Here is a 15,639-nt window from a genome sequence, read left to right as displayed (position 1 = left end):
GCTCAAAAATGACTGGCAACAGACATTAATGCCCGTTAGACCTGCAAAAATGCAGGCAACCGACTGGAGCGATTTTCAGGCCTTTCTGGCCGTGGCGCGCACGGGCCAACTGGCGCGGGCCGGGCGCATGATGGGCATGGACGCCACCACCATCGGGCGCCGCCTGCGCCGTCTGGAAAGCCAGATGGGCGCCACCCTGTTCGAACAAACGCGCGAGGGACAGATCCTGACCCCGGCGGGCGAGAGGCTGCTGGCAGTGGTCGAACAGATGGCCATGGCGAGCAGCGAACTGGAAAGCGCCAATTCCCCCTCCGGCCCCACCGGCAGCGTGCGGATCAGCGTTTCGGAAGGCTTTGGCAGTTGGATCGTCGCGCGGCATCTGGGGGATTTTGCCGCGCGCTATCCGGGGCTGAGCGTCGATCTGGTCGCCTCGAACGGGTTTCTCAGCCCCTCACGGCGCGAGGCCGATATTGCCGTGCTGCTTTCGCGCCCCAAGACCGGGCCGCTGATCGCGCGCAAATTGTCCAATTACACGCTGCGCATGTATGCCAGCCCGACCTATCTGGCGGGGCGCAAATCCATTCTGGCACCCGCCGATCTGCGACAGGGGCATCAGTTGATCGGCTATGTGCCCGAACTGATCTATGCCCCCGAACTCAATTATCTCAGCGATATCGATCCAAGTCTGGCCGCAACCCTGCGCTCGACCTCGATTCTGGCCCAGCACATCATGCTGACCGCCCACGCCGGGGTCGGGGTGCTGCCCTGCTTTATCGGCGATGCCGATCCCTCGCTGGTGCGCGTCCTGCCCGATCACAGCATCACCCGCAGCTTCTGGCTGGTGACGCATAAGGACACGCATGGGCTTCAGCGCATCCGCGTCACCATCGACTGGCTCAGCGAGATCGTGAAGCTGGATGCGCGGCTGTTTGCCGGGGTTTAATCCGCCCGCCAGAACGCATCATAGCGCCGACGCACCGCGATTTCGGATGTGACGACCATCAGCCGCCACAGGTGACGCAGGGCGCTCATGCCGCAAGCCTCCCGACCAGAGTGACGGCCAGCGTCAGCATGGTAAGGCCCACGATGCCATCCAGCACGCGCCACGCCGCAGGCCGGGCAAACAGCGGGGTCAGCACCCGCGCGCCATAGCCAAGGCCGACGAACCAGAGGATGCTGGCGCCGGCAGCCCCGGCGACGAACACCGGACGCAAAGCGGGCGCCTGAGCCGAACCCGCCGCCCCCATCAACAGCACCGTGTCGAGATAGACATGCGGATTGAGAAAGGTGAACGCCGCCGTCGTCGCCAGCGCCCGGCCCAGCGAAACGCCGCCCTGCGCGGTCACGGCCATGGCCTCGGGCGTCATCATCCGCGCAAACGCCTTTATCGCATACCAGCCCAGAAACAGCGCACCGCCGATGGTCAGCGCCATGGTCCATTGCGGCATCGCGCCCAGCAAGGCCCCCACCCCGCCCACGCCTGCGGCAATCAGCAGCGCATCGGCGCCTGCGCAAAACAGCACGATCGGCCCGACATGCTCACGCTTGAGCCCTTGCCGAAGGACGAACATGTTTTGCGCGCCGATCGCTATGATGAGCGCCGCCGACATGGCAAATCCGGTGAGGAAGGTGGAGAGAATGTTTGTCATGGGGGCGCTATGACGCGGCGTTGCAATTCAGGAAAACTTGTTCTACTAATCCAGATGAAGTAAAACTTCATCATGCTGGATTACCCCGCCCTTGCCGCCGTCGCCTGCGTTGCCCGCGAAGGCAGTTTCGAACGCGCCGCCGAAAGGCTGGGCATCACGCCATCGGCGGTCTCGCAAAGGGTGCGGGCGCTGGAGGAGCGGCTGGGCAGCATCCTGATCGTGCGGGGCCAGCCTTGCGTGGCGACCGAGCTGGGCCATCGCCTGTGCGCCCATGTCGATCAGGTGCAATTGCTGGAGGCTGAACTGGCCCCTGCGCTGGCCCTGCCCACGAACGCGCCGGTCACGCTGCGCATCGCGGTCAATTCCGACAGTATCGCCTCATGGTTTCCGCAGGCCGCCGCCGATTTCGCCCGCGCCACCGGCCATCTGCTCGACTTCATGATCGAGGATGAGGAGGTCACCGCCAACCGCCTGCGCTCGGGCGAGGTGTTGGCGGCGGTATCGGCCGATCCGGGCGCGGTGCAGGGCTGCAAGACAGTGGAACTGGGCAGTCTTGAATATCAGGCCTGTTGCAACCCCGATTTCGCCGCACGCTATTTCCCCAATGGCGTGACCGGGGAAAGCCTGTCGCGCGCACCATGCCTGCGTTTCGAGCGGCGCGATGGATTGCAGGCGCGATGGGCCCGCGAAAGCCATGGGCTGGCCCTGAACGCGCCGATGCATTGGGTGCCATCGACCTATGGTTTTCTCAACTTTGCGCTGGCGGGGATGGCATGGGGCATGCACCCGGCGATGATCTCGCGTCCGCTCGTCGAACAGGGCCTGCTGGTCGAACTGACGCCCGACACGCCGCTTCGGGTCAAACTCTACTGGACCGTGACGCGGCTCCACGCTTCCGCGCTCAAGACGCTGACCGATGCGGTCCGGCGGGTGGCGGCGGCGAAATTGCTGCAATAGGGGAGGGTCTTGACAGGCACTGCAATTCCATATCATGTTATATAACGTGATATGGAGAATGCGATGCGCGATGTAATTGCCGATATGGGGCCCGCCTTTCTGGGCAGCAGGCTCAAGCGTCTGGCCGAACGAATGCAGGCGGGCGCGATGAGCACGATTGCCGACGCCGGAATGCCGCTGCAGCCGGGCCATATGGCGGTGCTGGCGGCGCTGCGCGCGGGGCCGATGACGATTGGCCAACTGGCCGAGACCATCGGCATCAGCCAGCCAGGCATCACGCGCAGCGTTGGCCAGTTGGGCAATCTGGGCATCCTTGCCGATGCGCCCGCCGCCGATCAGCGCACCCGATTGGTCGAATTGACCGAGGCGGGCCGCGCCGCCGCGCATCAGGCCGCCAGCGATCTGTGGCCCCGCATCGGCATGGCGGCGCAAGAATTGCTGGATGGCTTTGAGAACCGCTTCATGGCCCAGATTGCCGCCATCGAGCGTGCGCTCGACCAAGCCTCGATTGCCGAGCGGGCCGCCCGCGCCCGCCCCGACGGCTTGCGCCTGCGCGAATTCAGCGACGATCTCGCCCGCGATTTCCACGATATCAACGCGCAATGGATCACCGCGATGTTCTCATTGGAGGCCACCGACCGCGAGGTGCTGGAAAACCCGCGCGCGCGGATCATAGAGCCGGGCGGCGCGATCTTGTTCGTCGAGGCGCCCGGCCTCGGCGTGGTGGGGGCCTGCGCGCTGCAAAAGACCGGCGCGTCGAGCTTTGAGTTGACCAAGATGGGGGTGCGAGAGAGTGCGCGGGGCCTGAAAGCCGGGGAATTCCTGCTGGATGCCATGATTGCGCGCGCGGGCGAGATGGGAGCCGATCCGCTCTATCTGCTGACCAATCGCAAATGCGCGGCCGCGATCCATCTCTATGAAAAGCTGGGCTTTACCCATGATGCGGACATCATGGCCAGCTATGGCGCCCGCTATGCACGCTGCGATGTCGCCATGCGCTATACGGCGGGCGGGGCCTAACGCCCGCCCGTGGCCAGATCCAGATCGTTGCGAGCCGACCAGTAGCGGGCAAGATTGTCGGCATAGGCCGAGCGAGCCTCCTGGACATTGGCCTGCGCGATCAGCACAGGATGCAGAATCGCGGTGCCTGCCTGCAATCCTGCGCGGGCCAGCGCCAGCGCGCTCTGGCTGGCCACCAGCCTTTCGCGGGCCAGCGGAATCGCCTTTTGCGCCGCGATCATCTCCTGCCGCGCCGAGGCAACCTCCTTGCGCAAATCCTCCAGCCGCCGCCGCATCGCGATCCGGGCCAGCGCGCGCGAGGCCGCCGCGCTCTGCGCCTTGCCGATCACGCTGGCCGAAAGAGTCAGTGACAGGCTGGCATTGGCGCTGGGCAGGCGAAACATCGTGTCGCTGGCCTTGGCGGTTGGGATGGGGTCGGCGGTGATCGCGCTGGCCGAAACCTGAGGCCCCACGGCGGCCAGTATCGCTGCCGCCCCCGCCGCATCGCTCACCCCCACCTGCTGCCGGATCGCGGCCAGATCGGCACGGTGCGCCAGCGCGGCGGCGGTCAGCACGTCCAGCGCAGGCTCCTCAGCCGATGCCGGTTCGGGCAAGGCCCCCTGCGCGGGGACCAGCAGCACCGCCGGATCGAGATCAAGCAGCCCGGCCAGACGCAGCGAGGCGGCATAATAGGCATTGAGCGCCTTGATCTGATCCATCGCCGCGCGGGCCGCGCTTTCACGCGCCATTTGCGTGTCCAGCGCAAGGCCCAGCCCCGATGCCTCGCGCGCGCTGCTCAGGCGCAACAGCTCGCGGCTTTCCTCAACCCGGTCGGTGCTGGCGGCAATATGCGCCTGCGCCAGAGCCAGCGCGTAAAAGGCCTGCGCAATATCGTGATCGACCCGCCGACCGGTGAATTCGGCATCATGGCGCAGCGCGGACAGATTGCGCCGCGCGGCCAGAATATCGAACACCACCTGTCCGGGCCGCATGATCCAGCTGGCCAGCGCAAAGGGGCTGACGCGCTCAAACCGGCCTACCTGATAGGCGCCGCCCGCGCCCGGCAAGGCCCCGTCCAGCCGCATCGCATCGACCCCCACCGCGATCCCCGGCAGGGCCGCGCCCAAGGCCCCGCTGACCACGCCGCTGCCCTGCTTCACCCGCGCCTTGGCCTCCTCCAGATCGAGGTTGCGCGCATGGGCCAGTTGCAGCGCATGGGGTAGATCGAGGCTGACCACATCGCGCGCCAGCGTTGCCAGTTCGCCGGAAGCAGGCTCCTGCGCCATGGCGGGCGCGGCGATCAGCATCAGCGCCAGCGCGGCCCGCTTCATGGCGCCACCTTGACCGTCACGGCATTGTCCACCGGCGGCGCGGATTTGGCATTGGCCAGAATGACATCGCCCGCGCCCACCCCATCGGTGATCTCGGTCAGCTTGCCATCGGTGATCCCGGTGGTGATCGCTCTGCGCGCGACCTTGCCGCCGATGACGGCCATCGCGAAACTGCCCTTGTCATCCTTGCCGATGGCCGCATTGGGCAGGCCCAGCACGCCGGTATGGCGCGCCGTCTCAATCCGCGCGCGGGTAAAACCGCCCGCCAGCAGCCGCCCGCCCGGAATGTCGATTTCGGCCATCATCGTGCGCGTGGCCTGATCCAGGCTGCCTGCGGTGCGGGTGACACTGGCCTTGACCGGATCGTCGCTCCCCGTGCTCAGCGTCGCGCTCTGCCCCTTGCGCACTGCGGCGGCCTGCGCGGCGGGCACGGCCACCATCACGCGCAACCGGTCAACCTGCTGCACCGTGAACAAAGGCGAGGACAGGCCATTGGTGGCCGCCTGAATGAAGGCGCCATTGTTGACCATGCGCCGCGTCACCACCCCGGCAAAGGGCGCGACAATCCGCGTATAGGCCGAAACCGCCTGCGCCTTGGCCAGCGTGGCGGCGGCCAGATCGGCCTGCGCATGGGCGATGCTGGTGTGCGCTTTTGCCTCGTCCATCGCCTGATCGGTGATGCCCTTGGCGCGATAGAGTTCCTCCTGCCGCTTCTGCGTGATCTGTTGCAGCGACAATTCTGCCCGGCGCGCGGCCAAAGTCGCGCGGTCCTCGGCCAGTTCATGCACGACCTCGGGCAGGCGGATCGTGGCCAGCACCTGTCCGGCGGTCACCTTGTCGCCAATATCGACCCGCATATCGGCCACATAGCCCGAAACCTTGGCGAAGAGGTCGGCGCTCTGCCATGGCTCGATGCTGGCGTCGGCCTCAAAACTGGCGGCAATATCGGCGCGGGCGGGATGGACGGCATCCAGCGCCGAGGCCGCCGCAGGCGCGCTGGTTGCCGCTGGCGCGCTTTGCCCATGCCACCACAGGCCCCCGGCGATCAGCACGCCCGCGCCCATGGCCATCGACAGAGCCTTGGATGAAGTCATCGTCATGACGGCAAACCTTTACGCATGAGAAGAAGCCGCCGGATCATCGGGATCGAGCGAAGGGGAATGGCGCGAGGCCGAGGCGCGCAGCAGGCCAAAGATCACCGGCAGGACGAACAGCGTGGCCAGCGTGGCAGTGATCACTCCGCCCGCCACCGCCCGGCCCAGCGGCGCGGTCTGCGCCCCGCTCTCGCCAAGGCCCAGCGCCATCGGGGCCATGCCCGCCACCATCGCCATGCTGGTCATCACGATGGGACGCAGGCGGGTCGATGCGCCATGCCATCCGGCCTCCATCGCGCCCATGCCTTCGATCCGCGCCTTTTCGGCGAAACTTACCAAGAGGATGGCATTGGCCACCGCCACGCCGGTTGCCGTGATCGCGCCCATATAGCTTTCCAGATTGAGCGTCGTGCCCGTCAGCCCCAGCATCAGCACCACCCCCACCAGCGCGGCAGGCACGCTGGCCAGCGCGCAGAGCGCCAGACCGGGCGACTGGAAATAGGCCAGCAGCATCAGGAAGATCGCCAGAACCGCCACCAGCAGGCCGGTCTGCAGATTGCCCAGAATATCGCGCAAAGGCTCGACCTGACCGCGCAGCATCACGGTGATACCCTTGGGGGGCGGGCCAAGGCTGTCAACGGCGGCCTGCACCTGCCCCGCCACGCTGCCCAGCGCGGCATGTTCGTAATTGGCGGTCACGCTGACCACCCGCTGGCCGTTATAGCGGTCGAACTGGCCCGGAACGGTGCCCGGCGCCACCTGCGCCACATTGCGCAAAAGCATGGGATGGCCGCTGGCCGAACTGACCGGCAGATTGCGCAGATCCTCCATCGTCGCCGGTTTGGCGGGCGCGCCCTGCACCTGCACCTGATAGGAAACGCCAGTGTTGGCCGCCCAATAGACCGGCTGGGTAAAGCGGCTCGACGAAGTGAAAGGCGTGAGCGAGCGGGTAAGATTGTCCGCCGACACCCCGGCCAGCCCGGCAAGGCCCCGGTCCAGCGTCACCTTGACCGCCGGATAATCCAGCGTCTGGGCGATCTGGACATCGCGAAGGGCCTCAATCCGGCCCATCGCGGCGCGGATCTTTTCGGCATAGGCCCGATTGTCCTCCAACGATTTGCCCAGCACGGCCACCTCGATGGGGGTCTGCGCGCCAAAACTCATCACGCGGCTGACGATATCGGCGGGTTCGAAGGACACGCGCAACTGCGGCAATTCCTTCGCCAGATCGCCGCGCAGTCGGTCGCGCAGCGCGGCCATATCGCCATGGTCCTTAAGCTGAACCTGAAGCACCGCCTCATGTGTGCCGCCGTTCCATTGGTGGATGAAATTGATCGGATAGGCCGACCCATGCATCCCCACCAGCGCCAGACTGGCCGCCACGCCATCGCCTGTATCGCGCGCGATGATGGCCAGCGCCCGCTTGGTCAGATCCTCGGTCAGATCGAGTTTTGTCCCCGCCGGTGCGCGCAGGCGCAATTGCAATTGCGCCGCCGACCCCTGCGGGAAAATATCAGCGCCAAGATAAGCCCCTCCCAGCCCCACCACCAGCGCCGCCACAGCCAGATAGGCCCCGGCCACCAGCCCGGCGGGCAGGCCCGCAACCCGCTCCTTAGCCCCCTGATAGCGCCGCCGCAGCCCTTCCTCCGGCCCGTCATGGCCAATCGCCTCGGGCTTCAGCCACCAAACCGCCAGCACCGGCACCAGCGTGCGGTCGAGCAGCCAGGAGGCGATCATCGCAAAGCCCACCGCCAGCGTCATCGGCAGGAACAGCGCCCGCGCCGCGCCCTGCATGAACAGCGCTGGCACGAAAACGCACAGCACGCAGAGCAGCGCGATCAGCAGAGGCCCGGCCACCTCGCGCCCGGAATCGGCCACCGCGCGGGGCAGAGCCTTGCCCTGCGCCAGTTGCACATGGATATTTTCCATCGTCACGGTGGACATATCCACCAGAATGCCCACCGCCAGCGCCAGCCCGCCAAGGCTCATCAGATTGATCGTCGCCCCGGTCAGCCACAGCGCCAGACTGGCCGCCAGCAACGCCAGCGGGATATTGACCACCACCACCAGCGCCGCGCGCCCATCGCGCAGAAACAGCAGCACCATCACGCCCGTCAGCAAGGCCCCCAGCGCCGCCTCCAGCGTCAGGCTGGCCATCGCGCGGGTGACGAAGCCGGACTGGTCGAATTCATAGCTGACCGTCACATCCTCGGGCAGCGCGGCCTGAAACTTGCCCAGATTGGCCTTGACCGCATCGACCACCGCCAGCGTCGAAGCGTCGGCCCGCTTGGTGACGGGAATATAGACCGTGCGCCGCCCGTTCGAGAGCGCATAGCTGGTGACGATATCCGATCCATCGACCACCTTGGCCACATCGCCCACATGCACGGCCGGGAAGGAACCGGGGCGCAGCGGCACGCTTTCCAGTTCCTTGGCATCCGTCACCATCGCATTGGTCGGCACGATGGGATATTTGCCGTCCAGCGCGATATTGCCCGATGGGCTGACCACCTGCGAGCGGGCCACGGCATTGACCACATCATCGAGCGAGAGATTATATGAGGCCAGCTTGGCCGGATCGGTGTTGAGCACAATCGTGCGCGGCGCCCCGCCAAAGGGCGGCGGCGCGGACACGCCCGGCAACGTGGCAAACATCGGCCGGATCGTGTTGAGCGCCAGATCCTGCATCTGTCCCACGGGCCGCGCCGCGCTGGAAAACACCAGATTGCCCACCGGCACGCTGCCCGCGTCAAAACGCATGGCAAAGGGCGGCACGGTGCCGGGCGGCATAAAGGCACGGGCGCGGTTCACATAGGAGATCGTCTCGGACATGGCCTGCGACATGTCGGTGCCGGGATGGAATTGCAGCTTGAGCACCGTGGCGCCCTGAATCGATTTCGATTCAACATGTTCAAGGCCGGTGATGTAGAGAAAGTGATATTCGTAATAATAGGTGACCAGCCCTTCCATCTGGGCGGGGTCCAGCCCGCCATAGGGCTGGGCCACATAGATGGTCGGCACGTTGAGGTTGGGGAACACATCGCGCGGCATACGCGACAGGCCGAAAAAGGCCGACAGCGCCATGGCCAGAACCAGGACCACCACCGTCCATGGACGGCGCAGCGATTGATGGACCAGATTCATCGGCGCCTTGGACCTTTTCCCCCGCCCCGCCGCATGGTGCGGGCGCATCCCCTTATGGCCGCCGAAACAGCCTCTTATCGACGTTCGTAGCAGAGGGGGCCGTTCTTTCGGCGTTAAGACTTGTGGGGAAAGGTCAAGAAATGTGAAGGTCATCGCCCAAGGGTGACAAGACCGGGCCGCGCGGCTAGGCAGAACGGCAACAAAGCCCATGGGAGAGGCGCAGGCATGAACTGCCCGGTGCTGATCATTGATGATGACGCCGAACTGACGGATATGCTCGGCGAATATCTGGGCGCCGAGGGTTTTGCCGTGAGCGCGGTGCATGATGGGCTCGAGGCTCTGCGCGTGGCGGGGCAAGGGCACTATGCGCTGGCGGTGCTGGACATCATGCTGCCCGGCCTTGGCGGGCTGGAGGTGCTGCGCCAGCTCCGCCAGACCTCGATGATGCCGGTGCTGATGCTGACCGCGCGGGGCAGCGATCTGGACCGCATTGTCGGGCTGGAACTGGGCGCGGATGATTACATGCCCAAGCCTTTCAACCCGCGTGAGCTGGTGGCGCGGATGCGGGCGATCCTGCGACGGTTCGAGGCGCGCGAACCGGCGCGCCCGGCATTTTCCGGCTTTGCCGGGCTGGAGGTGGATTCCACGCGCTTTGTCGCCCGTCTGGCGGGCGTGCCGCTGGGCCTGACGGGCACGGAGTTCCGCATCCTGGAAACACTGGCGGGCGAGGCGCAGCAGATCCACCGCCGTGATGCCCTGACGCAGGCCGTGCTGGGGCGGCGGCTGCTCAATCAGGATCGCAGCATCGACACCCATATCAGCAATATCCGCCGCAAATTATCCGCCGCCGCGCCGGGCATGGTCGATATCAAGGCCATCCGCGGCCAGGGTTATGTGCTGGTGGCGCTGGGCGGCAAGGGCGCGGTGTGAGGTCGATTTTCTCGCGTATTTTCCTCAGCTTCTGGCTGGCCATGGCGTTGATCGCCGCTTCGGCGGTGGGGGTGACGGTGGCCGTGGCATGGGCGCGGGCCGAGGCGCTGGAGGCCTTCGATCCGGGCGCCTTGCTGCGCGGCGCATCGCGGGCGTGGCGCGCGGGCGGCGATGCGGGCCTGCGCCAATGGCTGGCGCGCGAGGCGCGCAGGGACGGCAATATCATGGTCTTTGTGCTGGATGCACAGGGGCGCGACATGCTGGGCCGCGCGGTTTCGCTGCGGCTGCGCCCGGATCAGGCGGCCGCCGACAGCCCGCCGGCCCCTCCGACCACCCCCGGCTTTATGCGGCGGCGCAGCCATGTGCTGCTGTTTTCGCCCTTGCCCGGCGGGCGCTGGCGGCTGGTGGCGGGATGGTCGGGGGCCACCGCTTTCGATGTGCTGGGCTCTTATGATGTCTGGGTGGCGATGGGCCTGCTGGCGCTGGGGGTCAGCGGGGCGATGGCGTGGTGGCTGGCGCGCCAGATCAGCCATCCGGTGGTCGCGCTGCAGGCCAGCGCGCGCAGGCTGGCCGAAGGCGATCTGGGCGCGCGGCCCGAAGACTGGCTGATGGCGCGGCGCGATGAACTGGGCAGTCTGGCGGCCGAATTCACCACGATGGCGCAAAAGTTGCAGCAGCAGCTCGTCAGCAAGGACGAGTTGCTGCGCGATATCAGCCATGAATTGCGCTCGCCCCTGACGCGGCTGCGGGTGGCCGCGGCGCTGGCGCGGCAGAATGCGGGGGATCTGGAAACCCATCTGGCGCGGGTCGAGCGCGACATTGACCGGCTGGACCGGATCATCGGCGACACCTTGCGTTTTTCGGCCATGAACACGCCGGGGCGGCAACTGGACAGGCAATTGGTCGATCTGGCCGAATTGCTGGGCGAGGCGGTCGACGATGCGCGGATCGAGGCCGAACAGCGCCGGATCGCGCTGCACCTGACCGCGCCCGACGGGATTGCGATGCCTTGCGATCCCGATCTGCTGCGCCGAGCTTTTGACAATGTTTTGCGCAATGCGATCCGCCATTCAGGCGAGGGCGAGGCGATTGCCATTACGCTCGAGACCGGCCCCGACCGGATCTGCATTGCGATGGCCGATCGCGGCGAAGGCGTGCCCGAGGAGGCACTGGAGCGGATCTTTGAAGCCTTCTATCGGGTGGACAAGGCGCGCGGCGCGCAAAGCGGCGGGGCCGGATTGGGGCTGGCGATCACGGCGCGCATCGCGGCACTGCATGGCGGCACCGTGGCGGCCGACAACCGGCCCGGGGGCGGCCTGATCATCCGCTTCGTTTTCCCCAAATAAGCCTTGTCAGGCGGAGTTTTGACGGGCGCCGGGGCGGTTTTCCATACGATTCGTCCAGAACAGCTTATCGCGCCCAAGCAATATTTTATCGCATTTGAATAGATATCTCGACCCATAGACAATAAATGGAATGACACCGGGAGGAAACCGGAGATTATGCCATGAAAAAACTTAAATTCATCCTCGCTGCGACCTTTATTGCTGCAGCGCCCTATGCAATTCATGCCCAAAACGTTCCGCAGACTTCACAGGATCCTACTGATTCTGCCGCAGCGGACACGACCAGTCATGCCGTTACGCCTAATATTGGCGACAATATCTATGACAAGATCGGCGAACAGGTCGGTACAATTTCGGAAGAGAACGACAAGAACGTCGTTGTCACCACCACGCAGGGGAAGGTCACCATTCCCATCGCCTCGCTGGCGCCGGGCGAAAAGGGATTGATGATCAACATGACCAAGGACGAATTTCACGCCGCCATTCAGGCAGCACGCGGTGGGCAGGCCGCCCGCTAAGGGCGCTTGATGGGCCGGTTGGGAGGAGGCATGGTCGCCCCCCCTCTCAACCGGCCTTAGGCGTGCCGACGATCAGATCCACTCAAAAAATTCGACGCAATAACCGCCCGGATCACGCACCTTGAACTCCAGCGTGCGCCCGTCGACTCCGGTCTGCAGCCCTTCGCCCGCGCCCGCCACGCCCATACGGAACAGGCGAGCGTGCCAGCCTTCCAGATCCTCGGTTTCCAGCGAGAGGATCACGCCCTTGTTCGCCTCGCGCACCGGCATCTGGCTGCCGTGGCCCGCGCCCACCAGCGCAACGCAGGACGAACCGCCCAGGCGAAAAATCTCCAGCCCCGGCGCCGACAGCATCCGCGTCAGGCCCAGCACATTGGCATACCAATCCGCGGCCGCGCCCAGATCGTCATAATAAAAGATCGTATAGGCCCCGCCGATATGGGGATGCGGCTCGCCAGAATCGGTTGCGCTGTCGGCCATCAATCAAACCTCGCTGATATTCGCCTCAATCTGCGACAGGGCGCGGCGCAATGCGGTAATGTCGGCCTTGCTGACCCCGTCGAGCGCAATTTTCTGATGCCGCACCGCCGAAACCGCGATCTCGTCGAACAATTCGCGCCCCCGCTCGCTCAGCGACACCAGCGCCACGCGCGAATCCTCGGGCGAAATCTCGCGTTCGACCATCCCGTCATTGTGCAACTGGCTGATGACGCGGCTGATCGTGGGCTGCTCCATCAAGGTGCGATCGACAATCTGCGACATCGACATCTGCCCCTGCGATCGCAAAACCGACAGCACGCGCCATTGCGAGAGGTTGATCCCGCTGGCCTTCAGCCGCCCGCTCAGGCGGATGTTCATCAGGCTGCTGACGCGATAGATCTGATATGGCAGGAAATCTCCCAGCCATCCATTGCCATCGGCCTGTGTCTCATCGGTCATATCAGGGTTCATAGATAAGGCTCCCCCTGGCTCCTTTACGCAATTTGGCGAGGATTTCCATCCGGTGACTCCATATTGCACAATTCATTTCAGAATGTATATGATTATGAATATGAATGGCGCCGCCCCCGCAAAGCGCCATGGGGACAATGATGAGCAGCCAAAATAACAAGGACCTGTGGACCTCCAACCTTGGATTCGTGCTGGCAACGGCCGCGGCGGCCATCGGGCTGGGCAGCCTCTGGCGCTTTCCCTATGTGGCCGGGGCCAATGGCGGCGGAGCCTTTGTACTGGTCTATATGCTGTTCATCGCGGCGCTCTGCGTGCCTTTGATGATCGCCGAAATGAGCCTTGGCAAAGCGGGCATGGGCAGCGTGGTCGGATCGGTCCGTCGGCTGGTGGCCGAAGAGAACGCCTCGCCCTTCTGGCGCGTGGTAGGCTGGCTCAGCCTTGCCGTCCCCTTCTTTGGTCTGAGCTATTACAGCGTGGTGGCTGGCTGGTCGCTCGATTACACGCGCGTGGCCGTCGCGCAGGGTTTTGCCGGGACCGATGCCGGGGCCTCGCGCCACCTGTTCGAAACGCTGATCGGATCGCCATGGCGACAGGGGGCGATGCAGTTCACCTTCATCATGGGCACAGCCACGGTGGTCGCCCTTGGCGTTCAGCGCGGGATCGAGATCGTGTCGCGCATCAAGATGGTGGCGATGTTCACCGTTCTGATCGGGCTGGTGCTGTATAATGCAATCACGGTGGGTCTGGGGCCTGCGGTCGATTTCCTGATCGCGCCCGATTTTGCCCGCCTGACGCCCGCCAGCCTGCTGACCGCGATGGGGCAGGCGCTGTTTTCCACCGCCATCGGCGCGGGCGTGCTGATGACCTATGCCGCCTATCTGCCCGCTGGCGTTTCGGTGCCCAAATCGGCGGGCGTGGTGGCCGGATCGGTGGTGGCCGTGTCGCTGCTGGCGGGTCTGGCGATCTTTCCTATCGTGCTGGCCCATGGGCTTACCCCTGCCGAGGGGCCGAACCTGATCTTCGTCACGCTGCCGGTTGCCTTTGGCGCGATGCCGGGCGGGCAATTCATCGCCGCGCTGTTCTTTGGCCTGATTACGCTGGGGGCTTTTACCACGGCGGTGGGCATGCTCGAACCGGTCGCGGCCTATTGGCTGGAGCGCAAGCAATGGCCGCGCCCGCTGGTGGCCTATGGCACGGGTCTGGCGATCTGGATGGTGGGCCTGCCCTCGCTGCTGTCTTTCAGCACGCTTAAAGATGTCCATCCCCTCGCCTTCATCCCCGGCTTTGGCGGCAAGACTTTCTTCGATGCGCTCGACCATGGGATCAGCGAGTTTCTCCTGCCGATCAACGCGCTGCTGATCGCGCTCTTTGCCGGATACGCGCTGCGCCGCCGCCTCAGCGCGTCCGAAACCACCCTCCCCCCGGCGCTGCACAAAGTGTGGCGGCTGTTCACCGCGGTCATCGTGCCGCTGTCCATTCTGGTGCTGATGATCTCGCAGCTCAGCCGCTGATCCGCCCTTTATTCGGAGACTATCGCGTGACCCCTTCCTTTGATCTTGACGCCCTGCGCAGCCAGTTCCCCTCGCTGCCGCGCCTCGCCTATTTCAATTCCGGCTCTTATGGCCTGCTGGCGCGCGGGGTGCGGGCGGCTTTCGATTCCTATCTCGACCGGCGCGAAGAGGTCGGCGCCGACTGGGGCGGATGGGTGATGGCCAATGAAGGGCTGCGCGAGGCCATGGCCGCGATGCTGGGCGTGGCGGGCGATGAGGTGGCGATCACGGCGTCGGCCTCGGCAGGGATCAATGCGGTGGCCTCCTCGCTCGATTATGCCGCGCGGCCCAAGATCGTGGTGACCAATTTCGATTTTCCCACCAGCGCCCAAATCTGGCACGCACAGGAAAAGGCGGGCGCGCAGATCGTCCATGTCGCCGAAGCGGAAGACGGCCTGATCCCGCTCGACGCGCTGTTGAGCGCGATTGACGAGCAGACCGCTATCGTGGCGCTCTCACATGTCTGCTATCGCCATGGCGGGCGCATTCCCGACGCGGATATTCGCGCCGTGATGGCGCGCGCACATGAATTGGGCGCGCTGGTCATCCTCGATGGCTATCAGATTATCGGCACGCAACAGATCCGCCCCGCCGATCTGGGCGTCGATTTCTATGTCGGCGGCTTCCTCAAATATCTGCTGGGCACGGCAGGCGCAGGTTTTCTCTATGCCAGCGCCAGTTCCACCGCCCACCTGACCCCGCGCACCAGCGGTTGGTTTGCGCAGGCCGACATCAACGCGATGGACATTTTCGCCAACACCCCCAGCCCCACCGCCCGCCGCTTCGAAGCAGGCACGCCCCCTGTCCCCAGCGCGATTGCCTGCGCGGCGGGGCTGAAGGTTCTGGGCGAGGTCGGCTTGCCCGCCGTGGGCGACTGGATCGGGCAATTGACAGCGCTCGCCATCACCCGTCTGGCGCAGGAGGGCATCGCCACGAACTCGCCCACCGATCCGGCGCGACGCGGGCCTTTGCTGACCGTGGTGGCGCAAGATGACAATGCTCTGGTGGCCGCTCTGGCCGAGCGCGATGTGATCACCTCCTGCCGCGATGGGCGGCTGCGCGCGGGGTTCCATTTCTACAATACGCTTGCCGATGTGGATCGCTTTGTGGATGCTCTGCTGGCCAACCGCGCCCTGTTGGCTTGAAGGCTGGCTTGAGGAAATTGCTGAA

General features: G+C 65.3%; 14 protein-coding genes. 8 read left to right on the top strand and 6 right to left on the bottom strand.

What is annotated here, in order from left to right; all coding sequences use genetic code 11:
* Nucleotides 1-49 precede the first annotated feature (49 nt).
* Nucleotides 50-943 carry a LysR family transcriptional regulator gene (locus BGP00_RS08560; RefSeq protein WP_168601998.1) on the top strand — a complete coding sequence of 298 codons (894 nt, stop codon included), beginning with the start codon at nucleotides 50-52 and terminating at the stop codon, nucleotides 941-943.
* Nucleotides 944-1,028: 85 nt separating this feature from the next.
* Here the strand turns inward: BGP00_RS08560 and BGP00_RS08555 are convergent, their stop codons facing one another.
* Nucleotides 1,029-1,649, bottom strand: coding sequence for a LysE family transporter (locus BGP00_RS08555; RefSeq protein WP_292690343.1), 621 nt, complete (start codon nucleotides 1,647-1,649; stop codon nucleotides 1,029-1,031).
* Between the two features lie 72 nt (nucleotides 1,650-1,721).
* On the opposite strand from BGP00_RS08555, the gene BGP00_RS08550 reads away from it, so the two are divergent.
* Both BGP00_RS08550 and BGP00_RS08545 read left to right on the top strand, forming a co-directional pair.
* Entirely contained in the window at nucleotides 1,722-2,606 is an 885-nt protein-coding gene (locus BGP00_RS08550) for a LysR family transcriptional regulator ArgP (protein ID WP_168602000.1), read from the top strand.
* Between the two features lie 63 nt (nucleotides 2,607-2,669).
* On the top strand, nucleotides 2,670-3,626 hold the full coding sequence (locus BGP00_RS08545) for a GNAT family N-acetyltransferase (protein ID WP_292690340.1): 957 nt from the start codon (nucleotides 2,670-2,672) through the stop codon (nucleotides 3,624-3,626).
* Here BGP00_RS08545 and BGP00_RS08540 read toward each other — a convergent pair.
* From BGP00_RS08540 to BGP00_RS08530, 3 genes are read right to left on the bottom strand one after another with little or no spacing between them, the layout of a single operon-like run.
* The gene (locus BGP00_RS08540) at nucleotides 3,623-4,936 is read right to left on the bottom strand and encodes a TolC family protein (RefSeq protein ID WP_292690339.1); all 1,314 of its coding nucleotides are present in this window, start codon (nucleotides 4,934-4,936) and stop codon (nucleotides 3,623-3,625) included. The genes BGP00_RS08545 and BGP00_RS08540 overlap by 4 nt on opposite strands.
* The gene (locus BGP00_RS08535; protein WP_292923856.1) at nucleotides 4,933-6,030 is read right to left on the bottom strand and encodes an efflux RND transporter periplasmic adaptor subunit; all 1,098 of its coding nucleotides are present in this window, start codon (nucleotides 6,028-6,030) and stop codon (nucleotides 4,933-4,935) included. Before BGP00_RS08535 ends, BGP00_RS08540 begins: the two co-directional genes overlap by 4 nt.
* A gap of 18 nt (nucleotides 6,031-6,048) precedes the next feature.
* Nucleotides 6,049-9,174, bottom strand: a complete 3,126-nt coding sequence (locus BGP00_RS08530) for an efflux RND transporter permease subunit (RefSeq protein WP_292690333.1) — start codon at nucleotides 9,172-9,174, stop codon at nucleotides 6,049-6,051.
* 225 nt (nucleotides 9,175-9,399) lie between these two features.
* Between BGP00_RS08530 and BGP00_RS08525 the strand changes: the two genes are divergently transcribed.
* The 3 genes from BGP00_RS08525 (at nucleotide 9,400) to BGP00_RS08515 (ending at nucleotide 11,968) form a co-directional block, all read left to right on the top strand.
* The gene (locus tag BGP00_RS08525) at nucleotides 9,400-10,104 is read left to right on the top strand and encodes a response regulator transcription factor (RefSeq protein ID WP_292690330.1); all 705 of its coding nucleotides are present in this window, start codon (nucleotides 9,400-9,402) and stop codon (nucleotides 10,102-10,104) included.
* Complete coding sequence (locus tag BGP00_RS08520) at nucleotides 10,101-11,450, top strand: ATP-binding protein (RefSeq protein ID WP_292690328.1); 1,350 nt, start codon at nucleotides 10,101-10,103, stop codon at nucleotides 11,448-11,450. Before BGP00_RS08525 ends, BGP00_RS08520 begins: the two co-directional genes overlap by 4 nt.
* Nucleotides 11,451-11,611: 161 nt before the next feature.
* On the top strand, nucleotides 11,612-11,968 hold the full coding sequence (locus BGP00_RS08515) for a hypothetical protein (protein WP_292690325.1): 357 nt from the start codon (nucleotides 11,612-11,614) through the stop codon (nucleotides 11,966-11,968).
* Nucleotides 11,969-12,040: 72 nt separating this feature from the next.
* On the opposite strand, the gene BGP00_RS08510 is transcribed toward BGP00_RS08515, so the two are convergent.
* Both BGP00_RS08510 and BGP00_RS08505 read right to left on the bottom strand, forming a co-directional pair.
* Complete coding sequence (locus BGP00_RS08510; RefSeq protein ID WP_292690323.1) at nucleotides 12,041-12,448, bottom strand: VOC family protein; 408 nt, start codon at nucleotides 12,446-12,448, stop codon at nucleotides 12,041-12,043.
* A gap of 3 nt (nucleotides 12,449-12,451) precedes the next feature.
* Nucleotides 12,452-12,919, bottom strand: a complete 468-nt coding sequence (locus BGP00_RS08505; RefSeq protein WP_292690321.1) for a MarR family transcriptional regulator — start codon at nucleotides 12,917-12,919, stop codon at nucleotides 12,452-12,454.
* Nucleotides 12,920-13,059: 140 nt separating this feature from the next.
* Between BGP00_RS08505 and BGP00_RS08500 the strand changes: the two genes are divergently transcribed.
* Together BGP00_RS08500 and BGP00_RS08495 are read left to right on the top strand one after the other, a co-directional pair.
* On the top strand, nucleotides 13,060-14,430 hold the full coding sequence (locus tag BGP00_RS08500; RefSeq protein ID WP_292923860.1) for a sodium-dependent transporter: 1,371 nt from the start codon (nucleotides 13,060-13,062) through the stop codon (nucleotides 14,428-14,430).
* A 26-nt stretch (nucleotides 14,431-14,456) separates the two neighbouring features.
* Nucleotides 14,457-15,614: an aminotransferase class V-fold PLP-dependent enzyme gene (locus BGP00_RS08495; protein WP_292690317.1), complete on the top strand. Its 1,158-nt coding sequence runs from the start codon at nucleotides 14,457-14,459 to the stop codon at nucleotides 15,612-15,614.
* Nucleotides 15,615-15,639: the final 25 nt, after the last annotated feature.

It is taken from the genome of Novosphingobium sp. 63-713, assembly GCF_001898925.1.
Classification (GTDB): Bacteria; Pseudomonadota; Alphaproteobacteria; order Sphingomonadales; family Sphingomonadaceae; genus Novosphingobium.
Note: the sequence above shows the minus strand (reverse complement) of the source record. Positions and strands in the feature narration are given on the sequence as shown.